Raw genomic sequence first — 11,985 nt, forward strand, 5'->3', positions numbered from 1 at the left:
TTTTAAACTAAGACTTATATCTTTGTAAGCTAGAATAAAAGCTAAAAATAATGAACAAAGAGAGTAAAAGAAGAGAAGCGCTGCTGTATCATTCAGAGCCGACTCCAGGAAAAATTCAGGTAGTTCCAACAAAAAAATACGCAACCCAGAGAGACTTATCACTGGCTTATTCGCCAGGTGTTGCAGAGCCATGTTTAGATATTGCAGCAAACGTTGAAGACGTTTATAAATACACAGCAAAAGGAAATTTAGTAGCTGTAATTTCAAATGGTACAGCCGTTTTAGGACTTGGGGATATTGGTCCTGAAGCTTCAAAACCTGTAATGGAAGGAAAAGGTTTATTATTTAAAATATTCTCTGATATTGATGTTTTTGATATCGAAGTTGATACAAAAAACGTAGAAGAGTTTATCCAGACTGTAAAAAATATCGCTCCAACTTTTGGAGGTATCAATCTTGAAGATATTAAAGCACCGGAATCTTTTGAAATCGAAAGAAGGCTAATTGAAGAATTAGATATTCCGGTAATGCACGATGATCAGCACGGAACTGCAATTATTTCTGCAGCAGCTTTAATCAATGCATTAGAATTGGCTGGAAAAAAAGCTGAAGACGTTAAAGTTGTAGTTTCAGGAGCAGGTTCGGCTGCAATTGCTTGTACAGACTTATACGTTTTATTAGGCGTAAAAGTTGAAAACGTTTTGATGTATAATAGTAAAGGACTTTTAACGAAAGATAATCCTTCACTATCTGATTTACAATTGAAATATGCTGTTGACGGCGCTAAAATTGAATTAGCAGAAGCTGTAAAAGGTGCTGATGTTTTCATCGGACTTTCTTCAGGAAATATTATGTCGCCAGAAATGTTATTGACAATGGCTGAAAATCCAATTGTTTTTGCAATGGCAAATCCAAATCCTGAAATCGATTATAATTTGGCTGTAGAAACTCGTAAAGATGTTATTATGGCTACAGGACGTTCTGATTTTCCTAATCAGGTTAACAACGTTCTTGGTTTTCCATATATTTTTAGAGGAGCACTTGACGTAAGAGCTACAAAAATTAACGAAGCGATGAAAATGGCGGCTGTAAAAGCTTTAGCTATTTTGGCAAAAGAGCCAGTTCCAGAGCAGGTTAATGTTGCTTATGGCGCGACAAAATTAGGTTTCGGACAAGAATATATCATTCCTAAACCATTCGATCCACGTTTGATTACAGTTGTAGCCCCTGCAGTTGCAAGAGCAGCGATGGAATCTGGAGTAGCAAAACACCCTATTACAGACTGGGCAGCTTATGAAGATGTACTTCGCGAACGTATGGGTAATGACAATAAAATGGTGCGTTTAATTACTAATCGCGCTAAATTAAATCCAAAACGAATTGTTTTTGCTGAAGCGGATCATTTAAATGTTTTAAAAGCAGCTCAGATTGTTTATGAAGACGGAATCGGTTTCCCAATTTTATTAGGAAACAGAGAAATTATATTAGAATTAAAAGCTGAATTAGGTTTTGATGCTGATCTTGAAATCATCGATCCTAAAACAAACGAAGAAGAAGAAAGACGTAACAGATTTGCAAATTCATATTGGGAAACAAGAGAACGCAGAGGTGTTTCATTACTTGATGCTCAGAAATTCATGCGCGAAAGAAACTATTTTGCAGCCATGATGGTAAATGAAGGTGAAGCAGATGCTGTTGTAACTGGTCATTCAAGAAGTTATCCAAGTGTTGTAAAACCAATGCTCCAATTAATTGAAAAAGCGCCGGGAGCTTCACTTGTTGCAACTGCAAATATGATGCTTACAGCACGTGGCCCAATGTTTTTATCTGATACTGCAATCAATATTAATCCGTCTGCTCAAGATTTAATTAATATTGCATTGATGACTGCTAAAACAGCAAAAATGTTTGGTATTGAGCCTGTTATTGCGATGGTTTCTTATTCAAACTTCGGTTCATCAACACATCAAAATGCATCAAAAGTGAGAGAAGCAGTTGCTTATCTGCATAAAAATCATCCTGAATTGATTGTAGATGGAGAAATTCAGGCAGATTTCGCTTTAAATTCAGAAATGCTTAAAGAAAAATTCCCATTCTCTAAATTAGCAGGAAAAAAAGTAAATACATTGGTTTTCCCTAACTTAGAGTCGGCAAACATTACTTATAAGCTATTGAAAGAATTGAATAAAGCAGGTTCAATTGGCCCAATTATGATGGGACTTAACAAACCTGTACATATTTTCCAGTTAGGAGCAAGTGTTGAAGAAATGGTTAACATGGCTGCAATTGCAGTTATCGATGCTCAGGAAAAAGAAATTAAAAAAAATAAATTAGCACAATAGTCCAATATAGAAAAGAGAAAAATCTTATTTTTATGTATATTTGGTACTATAAATTATATTTATGATAGCACATTTGCAAGGGAAATTAGTTGAAAAGAATCCCACAGAAGTTGTAATTGATTGTGGTGGAGTGGGATACCATGTAAATATCTCTTTGCATACCTTTTCGTTAATTCCTAATGCTGATTTTATAAAATTGTATACGCATCTTCAAATTAAAGAAGATGCGCATACTTTATTTGGTTTTGTTGAAAAGTCAGAACGCGAAATATTCAGAATGTTATTATCTGTTTCTGGTATTGGAGCTAATATTGCAAGAACAATGTTGTCTTCGATCGAACCAAAACAAATTATTAATGCGATTGCATCTGGAGACGTAGCAGTTATCCAGTCAATTAAGGGAATTGGAAGCAAAACAGCTCAAAGAGTTATACTTGATTTAAAAGAAAAAGTGTTAAAATTGTATGATTTGGATGAAGTTTCAGTAGTTCAAAACAATACAAACAGAGATGAAGCGTTATCTGCTTTGGAAGTTTTAGGATTTGTTCGAAAAGCTTCTGAAAAAGTAGTCGAAAAGATCGTAAAAGAAGATCCGGAAGCTACAGCAGAAACCATCATAAAAAGGGCATTAAAAAGCTTGTAACTCAACTAACATAAACCAATTGTATGCGTAAAATTTGTATTTTTTTACTGGTTTTATTTTGCGGTAATGTTTTGCAATCGCAAGTAAATCAGGCAGTTCAAGATACAACTAAAACTCAGTTTTCCAAAGGGAAATTAGAGTTGAAAGATCCTCCAAGCATACTTTCGGCCTATAAATATGATCCAATATCAGATCGATATATTTATACTAATTCAGTTGATGGTTTTCCCGTAAACTATCCTATTATTTTAACTCCTAAAGAATATGAAGATTTAGTTCTGAAAGAATCTCGCCGAGATTATTTCAGAAAAAAAGCTGATGCTATTGATGGAAAAAAAGCAGGAAGCGAGGCTGCAAAAAAGAATTTACTACCAAGATATTATGTTAACTCAAGCTTTTTCGAAAGTATTTTCGGAAGCAATACAATTGACGTAAAACCCACTGGTTCTGTTGAAATGGACTTGGGAATACGATATACAAAGCAAGACAATCCATCATTTTCACCCCGAAACAGATCCAGCCTCACATTTGATTTTGATCAAAGAATCAGTATGAGTTTGATGGGAAAAGTAGGAACACGATTAGAAGTAAATGCTAATTATGATACTCAGTCTACATTTGCTTTTCAAAACTTATTTAAATTGGCTTACACCCCTTCTGAAGATGATATTATTCAGAAAGTCGAAGTGGGTAATGTCAGCATGCCTTTAAACAGTACTTTAATTCGTGGTGCGCAGAGTTTATTTGGTGTAAAAACACAATTACAGTTTGGAAAAACAACGGTAACGGGTGTTTTCTCCGAGCAAAAATCACAAACAAAGAGTGTTGTAGCCGAAGGAGGTGGTACGGTGCAAAATTTTGATTTGTATGCATTAGATTATGACAATGACCGTCACTTTTTCTTGTCTCAGTTTTTTAGAGACAGGTATGATGCTTCGTTAAAAAGTTATCCCGTTATCAATAGCCGTGTTCAAGTAACACGAATAGAGGTATGGGTAACCAATAAGCAAAATAGAGTAAGCACAACAAGTAACAACCTTCGTAATGTTATTGCGCTTCAGGATTTAGGTGAAGGACCTCTTAGTGGTGTTCCTGATAACGAAGTTGTTGTTATCAGTTCAACTGCAGGATTTTTTAATAAGTCTGTTGATTCACCTGCTGATAATGAGAATAATGCGTACGATCCTGCAGCAATTGGTCAAGCGGGATCATTTTTAAATTCGAATATTAGAGAAATCGTTACAGCAAAGTCTGGATTTAATAATACAAATGTAAGCGAAGGAACGGATTACTCAATATTAGAGAATGCCCGCAAATTGACAGCAAACGAATTTACTTTCAATCCGCAGTTAGGATATATATCATTACAGCAACGTTTGGCAAATGATGAAATTTTGGCTGTAGCTTATGAATATACAGAAGGAGGCAAAGTTTATCAGGTTGGGGAATTTGGAAGCGACGGTGTTGACGCTACAGTTGTGACCGGAAATAATAATAATTCAAATCAGGCGATTATTACGCAAAGTTTGATTTTGAAAATGCTTAAAAGCAATTTGACAAATGTGCAGAATCCAGTTTGGAATCTGATGATGAAAAACGTTTATCAAATTCCGCAAGCTTATCAAATTAAACAAGATGATTTTAGGTTAAATATTTTATATACAGATCCTTCCCCTATAAATTATATTACACCAGTTACAGGAACTACTTTTCCTGATGATGATCCTACTAATCCAAATCCTCCTCCACATTATATTACAAAAACACCATTATTGAATGTCTTTGATTTGGACAAATTAAACTACAATAATGATCCGCAAACAGGAGGTGATGGATTTTTTGATTACCTGCCAGGGATCACAGTTGATGTTCAAAATGGTAGAATTATATTTACTTCAAAGGAGCCTTTTGGAGAAATATTGTTTAACAAATTGCATATTTCAAATTCTGCAGAAACATACAATGATCCAAGTACATATAATCCGAACCAGCAGAAATACGTTTTTAGAAGCATGTATCGCAATACACAATCTGGTGCATTGCAGGATAGTGACAAGAATAAGTTTTTGCTTAGAGGAAAATATAAATCTTCAGGCAGTAACGGAATCCCAATTGGAGCCTTTAACGTTCCTCAAGGTTCTGTTGTTGTAATGGCAGCCGGACGTAGACTTGTTGAAGGTATCGATTACAGCGTTGATTATCAATTAGGACGAGTTCAAATTTTAGATCCATCGCTTCAGGCTTCAAACACTCCAATTGAAGTTTCATTAGAAAACAATTCTATTTTCGGACAACAAACACGAAGATTTATAGGATTTAATATCGAACATAAAATTTCAGACAAATTTGTTGTCGGCGGTACATATTTAAAAATGACGGAAAAACCGTTTACTCAAAAATCAAGTTACGGCCAGGAATCAGTAAACAATACAATTTTTGGATTCAATGGTAATTATGCTACAGAAGTTCCATTCCTTACCAGGTTAGTGAATAAGCTTCCAAATATGGATACTGATGTTCCGTCAAATCTTTCGATACGAGGTGAAGTTGCTTTTTTAAAACCGGATGCTCCAAAAGCAAGTGATTTTGAAGGCGAAGCAACAATTTATATTGATGATTTTGAAGGTTCTCAGTCAACAATTGATATGAGATCTGCATATGCATGGAGTTTAGCGTCAACTCCATTTGTAAATTCGATTAATGATAATACATTCAATGCCAATTCAAATACGCTTGATTACGGATTTAAGCGAGCAAAATTGGCTTGGTATACAATCGATCCAGTTTTTTACTCCTCAAAACCATCCGGTATTTCAAATGATGATTTGTCATTAAATTCTACAAGAAGAATTTATAGTAAAGAGTTATATCCAAATACAGATATTGCCCAAGGTCAGATCCAAGTGGTTAATACACTTGATTTAACTTATTTTCCGTCTGACAGAGGGCCTTACAACAATAACCCAAATTTTAGTTCAAGTGCAGCTTCGTCTAATTTTGGAGGAATTATGCGTGCGCTGAATTCAACAAATTTTGAACAAGGAAATGTTGAATATATTCAGTTTTGGGTATTGGATCCTTATGTTGGAAATGGAGAAGCTCCAGCAAATAATACTGGTAAAATCTATTTCAACTTAGGGGAAGTTTCTGAAGATGTTTTAAAAGATGGAAGAAAACAATATGAGAATGGTTTAGGTCCAGATCAGGTAATGGTAAATCCGCAACCTATTTGGGGTGATGTTCCAGCTTCTCAATCATTGATTTATGCATTTGATACTAACCCGGATAATCGTAAAAATCAAGACGTTGGTTTAGATGGTTTGCCAGATGCTAAAGAAGCCGCGATTTATAATAATTATGCAGGGGAACAAGATCCCGCAGCTGATAACTATACGTATTATCTAAATACAGATGGAGGAGTTATCAATCGTTATAAAAAATACAATGGTACAGAAGGCAACTCTGCTGTTAGTATTAATGATCCTAATCGTGGGTCAACAACACTGCCAGATGTAGAGGATATTAATCGTGATAATACCATGAGTACGATTAATGCATATTACGAATATAGTATTGATATTAAGCCGGGAATGCAGATCGGAGAAAATTATATTACAGATATTCGTCCAACTACTGTGGATCTTCCAAACGGAGGTACAACTAATGCAAGATGGATTCAATTTAAGATTCCAGTAGCATCGCCTCAAAATACAATTGGAAACATATCTGATTTCAGATCGATTCGTTTCATGCGTATGTTTATGACTGGCTTTAATGATCAGATGACAGTTCGTTTTGGAGCTTTGGATTTAGTTAGAGGTGAATGGAGAAAATATACTGGTACACTTGATGCAAATGATCCAAATCCAGATGATGACGGAGTTCAGTTTGATGTTGCCGCAGTTAATATTCAGGAAAACGGAACAAAATGTCCAGTAAATTACGTTATTCCGCCAGGTGTTCAGCGAGAACAATTGTATAACAACAATACGATAATCAATCAAAATGAGCAGGCTTTGGCAGTTCGAATTGGAGGGGCAGGATTGCAATATTTAGATTCTAGAGCTGCTTTCAAGAATGTAAGTGTTGATATGCGTCAATACAAAAAACTGAAAATGTTCTTGCACGCTGAATCTCTTCCTAATGAAGCTACTTTAAGAGACGATGAAATGGTTGGTTTTATTCGTTTTGGTAATGATTTTACTCAAAACTATTATCAAGTTGAGATTCCCTTAAAAGTTACACAAACAGGAGGGTCTTGTACGATAAGCCCGGATTTGGTTTGGATGGAAGAGAATAATATTGATTTAGCCCTGGATTTATTGACAAAAATGAAAATTAAGGCAATGCCATTGGATATTAATTCTCCTAAAAGAGATATTAATGGGGTTTATTATCCTGATGATGATCCAGATTTAATTCCTGAAGGAGGTGATGGTGATAGCAAATTAAAGTTAGGTATTAAAGGAAATCCAAACTTTGGTTTGGTTCGAAATTTAATGGTAGGAGTTAAGAGCAGGGCCGATCATAAGGATATAAAAGGAGAGGTTTGGTTCAATGAGCTTCGTATGTCAGATTTGGACAATAAAGGTGGTATGGCGGCATTATTAAATATCGATACCAATATGGCTGATTTTGCAACCATTTCTGCAACTGGAAGAAAAAGTACAATTGGATTTGGATCGCTGGAACAAGGAGCAAACGAGAGAGATCGTGAAGATATTCAGCAATATAATATTGTGACCAATTTGAATTTAGGAAAATTATTACCACATAAATGGGGAATCAATTTGCCTTTTAATTATGCAATTGGTGAAGAAGTTATTACGCCAGAATATGATCCTTTTAATCAGGATATTAAATTAGATCAGCTACTTAGAGAAACTACCGATGAGGCAGAAAAAGATAATATCAGGACTCGTGCAATAGATTATACAAAGCGTAAAAGCATCAACTTTATAGGTGTAAGAAAAGATAGGGCTCCAGAACAAAAACCGCATGTTTATGATGTTGAAAATTTCACTTTTTCACAATCATATAATGAGGTGGCACGCCATGATTATGAAGTTGAAGATTATAGAGATCAACAATCAAATTCTGCTGTAAATTATGCTTATACTTTTCAGCCAAAAGAAGTTGTGCCTTTCAAGCAGACCAAATTCATGAAAAAAAGTGATTATTGGAAAATGTTGAGTGATTTCAATTTTAATTATTTGCCTTCGAATATTACGTTTAATACAAATATTTTAAGACAAAGCAATCGTCAACAATATAGACAGGTTGAGGTTGAAGGTATAGGACTTGATCCGCTTTACAGAAGAAATTTTGCTTTTAATTACCAATATGGATTTGGTTTCAATCTGACTAAATCATTAAAATTAAATTATACAGCGGCATCAAATAATATTGTGAAGAATTATTTGAATGAAGATAAAACGCCAAAAGAAGATTTTAATATTTGGGATGATTATTTAGATATTGGTACACCAAATCAGCATTTACAGCAATTAGTATTGAATTATGAAATTCCGCTGTATAAAATTCCTGTTCTGAGTTTTGTAAAAGCGAGTTATTCGTATACAGCTGATTATAGCTGGCAACGTGCTTCTACAGCTATGTCTGAATTTACTGCTGATGACGGAGTTACATATAATTTAGGGAATACAATTCAGAATGCAAATTCAAATACATTGACGACAACCTTAAATATGAATTTATTATATAAATATTTAGGATTGACGCCAGGTTCAAAAACAGCTGCAAAACCTAAACCAGCCGGACCTCCAAAACCTGGAGAAAAAGTGGTGAATACTGCTAAACCAGTAGAAAAAAATAGTCCGTTTTATGATGGTTTAATTGGAGTTTTAACAAGTGTAAAAAACATTCAGGTTAATTATACTAAAAATAGCGGAACAGTTTTACCGGGTTATACTCCAAGTGTAGGTTTCTTTGGTACAGCAAAGCCTTCATTAGGATTTATTTTTGGAAGCCAGGATGACGTTCGATATGAATCAGCAAAAAATGGGTGGTTGACGAATTATGATAATTTCAACCAAAATTTTACACAGGTAGAAAATAAGATTTTAAAAATAACTGCGAACATGGATTTATTGCCAGATCTAAAAATTGATTTAGCGATGGATCGTGCTTATTCTGAAAATTCATCAGAGCAATATAGTGTTAGAGATTCAATAGGACAATTATTTTATAAGCCTTTGTCACCTTATACTTATGGAATGTTTTCAATTTCAACTGTGCTGATTAAAACATCTTTTGCGACAAGCAATGAAAATGAATCTGCAGCATTTGATGATTTTAGAAATAATCGTTTGGTAATTGCGAATCGTTTGGCAGAGGATCATTATGGTACAGGCGCAGCGATTCCGCGATATGATGCAACAGCACTTCCTCCTGAAAATCCTAATGCACCTATAGAAGATCTTTCAAATCCAAATAATAGTCAGAGAAAGTTAATTCAGTCAAATGACGGTTATCCGATAGGTTATGGTAAAAGCAATCAGGCGGTATTGCTTCCGTCCTTTTTAGCGGCATATACAGGAAAAGATGCGTCGAATGCTTCGACCAGTATTTTTAGAAGTTTTCCTATTCCAAACTGGTCGATTAAATATAACGGGTTGATGCGCCTTAAGTATTTTAAAGATCACTTTAGACGTTTTTCATTGCAGCACAATTACCGTGCATCCTATACTATTAACCAATTTAGGTCTAATTTTGATTATTATCAAAATCCAAACGGGCAAGATATAAACTCGAATTTCTATAATCAAACGATAATGTCAAATGTCAATTTAGTAGAGCAGTTTAGCCCGTTGATTCGTGTTGATTTTGAGCTGAAAAGTTCTTTCCGTTTACTGACTGAAATAAAAAGAGACAGAGCATTGTCAATGAGTTTCGATAATAACTTACTGACCGAAGTAAGAGGTGTAGAGTACGTTGTAGGAATGGGTTACCGATTTAAAGATGTTATTTTTTCATCTCGTTTAGCGGATAATCCAACGGGAATTATTAAAAGTGATATTAATATAAAAGCTGATTTTTCATATCGTAATAATCAAACATTGGTACGTTATTTAGATTATGACAATAACCAGTTGGCAGCAGGACAAAATATTTGGGCATTAAAATTAACCGCAGATTATGCATTCAGCAAAAATCTGACAGCTATATTTTATTATGACCATTCATTCTCGAAAGCAGTTATTTCGACTTCTTTCCCGCTAACAAATATTAGATCAGGATTTACACTCAGGTATAATTTCGGAAATTAAATTTAGATTTCTAAACTAGATTTTATTAGAAGATTATTACATTTGTGACTTAATTATTAAATTATCAATTTTCAAACATACTATTATGAGCATACCAGCAAATTTAAAGTACACAAAAGATCATGAATGGGTTAGCATCGAAGGAGATGTTGCGACTGTAGGAATTACTCATTTTGCACAAAAAGAGTTAGGGGATATTGTGTATGTTGAGGTAGAAACTTTAGATCAGACATTAGATAAAGACGAAGTTTTTGGAACGGTTGAAGCTGTTAAAACAGTTTCGGATTTATTTTTGCCTTTAACAGGAGAAATTATTGCTTTCAATGATAGTTTGGAAAGCGCACCAGAAACAGTAAATTCTGATCCTTACGGAGCAGGATGGATGATCAAAATAAAAATTGCTGATGCTTCAGAAATTGATTCGTTATTGTCTGATGCAGCTTACAAACAACTTATCGGTGCCTAAACAACTTCTTTTAATTTGGGCGATTATTTGTTCAGGTATCATTACTTATCTTTGTTTGACAAATTCAAGTAATATTCCGGCAATAGATTTTCCAAGTATAGATAAAATCGTTCATTTTTGCTTTCATTTTGGATTTACAATTTCATGGATTCTGTTCTTTAAAAAAGAATTGAAAGGTCAGCATGCAAACGATTATAAAGCATATTTGATTTCATTTATATTTTCAGTTTTCTTTGGAATTACAATCGAGATTCTTCAAGGTGTTTTAACAACTACAAGAACTCCAGATGTAACAGATGTCTTGGCAAATACAATCGGAGCAACTGCCGGAGTATTTTCTGCTATAGGATTTAGGAAACTGATTGATAAAATAATAGGAATATAATTACCCACTTCGGTGGGTTTTTTATTATCATAAAATGAACCCTTATAAATAATGCTTTTTTTTCAATTTTAAATGTATTTTTGTGCCGATCTGATGTAATAGTAAAATCATGAACATTAAGCAATACCTTGATTCAACGTATCTTAAAACTGCCTCGCAAGCTGGACTTTCTGAAGCAGAAAATAATATTGTTGTAAAAAATGCAATAGAAGAAGCGATTGCAGAAGGTTTTAAGTTAATTATGATTCGGCCAGAACATGTCAGCTTGGCTAAAAAAATGATTTTGAAAGCCAGCTCGCCTTTGCTTGTTGGTACTGTTATTGATTTTCCGGAAGGCAAATCAGATTTGGAAAGCAAAATTAAAGAAGCAAATGAAGCAATTGAAAACGGAGCAGATGATTTGGATTTTGTCTGTAATTATGAAGCTTTCAAAAACGGCGAAATTGCATTAGTTAAAAATGAAGTTTTAATAGGTACCCAAATTGGATTAGCACACAATAAAACCGTAAAATGGATTATTGAAACAGCCGCATTGACTGATAAAGAAATTATTCAGCTTTCGGCTTTGATAAAAAATGTTGTGATTTCTAATTTTAAAGAGGAGAATTACGCATCAGTATTTGTAAAATCATCTACAGGTTTTTTTAAAACGGAGAATGATTTGCCTAATGGGGCGACTGTTCCAGTGATAATTATAATGTTAGAAAATGCATCACCATTGCCAGTTAAGGCTGCGGGCGGTGTTCGATCATATGAAGACGCAATAGAAATGATTCGTTTAGGAGTTAAACGAATCGGAACTTCGGCAGCAAAAGCAATTGTTAACGGAGAGAATACCACAAATCAATATTAAATGAAAA

6 protein-coding genes are annotated in these 11,985 nt (G+C 34.3%); all 6 read left to right on the forward strand.

Annotated features, from left to right (window positions below; genetic code table 11):
• Positions 1-50 precede the first annotated feature (50 nt).
• The 6 genes from FN795_RS09600 (at position 51) to deoC (ending at position 11,978) form a co-directional block, all read left to right on the forward strand.
• Positions 51-2,342 (forward strand): NADP-dependent malic enzyme, encoded by a 2,292-nt coding sequence (locus FN795_RS09600; protein ID WP_142450398.1) that lies wholly within the window; start codon positions 51-53, stop codon positions 2,340-2,342.
• Between the two features lie 61 nt (positions 2,343-2,403).
• Complete coding sequence (ruvA, locus tag FN795_RS09605; RefSeq protein WP_035651481.1) at positions 2,404-2,985, forward strand: Holliday junction branch migration protein RuvA; 582 nt, start codon at positions 2,404-2,406, stop codon at positions 2,983-2,985.
• 23 nt (positions 2,986-3,008) lie between these two features.
• Positions 3,009-10,274 carry a T9SS outer membrane translocon Sov/SprA gene (gene sov, locus FN795_RS09610; RefSeq protein ID WP_142450399.1) on the forward strand — a complete coding sequence of 2,422 codons (7,266 nt, stop codon included), beginning with the start codon at positions 3,009-3,011 and terminating at the stop codon, positions 10,272-10,274.
• A gap of 85 nt (positions 10,275-10,359) precedes the next feature.
• Entirely contained in the window at positions 10,360-10,740 is a 381-nt protein-coding gene (gene gcvH / locus FN795_RS09615) for a glycine cleavage system protein GcvH (RefSeq protein ID WP_035651485.1), read from the forward strand.
• Entirely contained in the window at positions 10,733-11,125 is a 393-nt protein-coding gene (locus FN795_RS09620; protein ID WP_142450400.1) for a VanZ family protein, read from the forward strand. Before gcvH ends, FN795_RS09620 begins: the two co-directional genes overlap by 8 nt.
• 109 nt (positions 11,126-11,234) lie before the next feature.
• On the forward strand, positions 11,235-11,978 hold the full coding sequence (deoC, locus tag FN795_RS09625) for a deoxyribose-phosphate aldolase (protein WP_142450401.1): 744 nt from the start codon (positions 11,235-11,237) through the stop codon (positions 11,976-11,978).
• Positions 11,979-11,985: the final 7 nt, after the last annotated feature.

The organism is Flavobacterium resistens (assembly GCF_900182645.1).
Taxonomy (GTDB): domain Bacteria; phylum Bacteroidota; class Bacteroidia; order Flavobacteriales; family Flavobacteriaceae; genus Flavobacterium; species Flavobacterium resistens.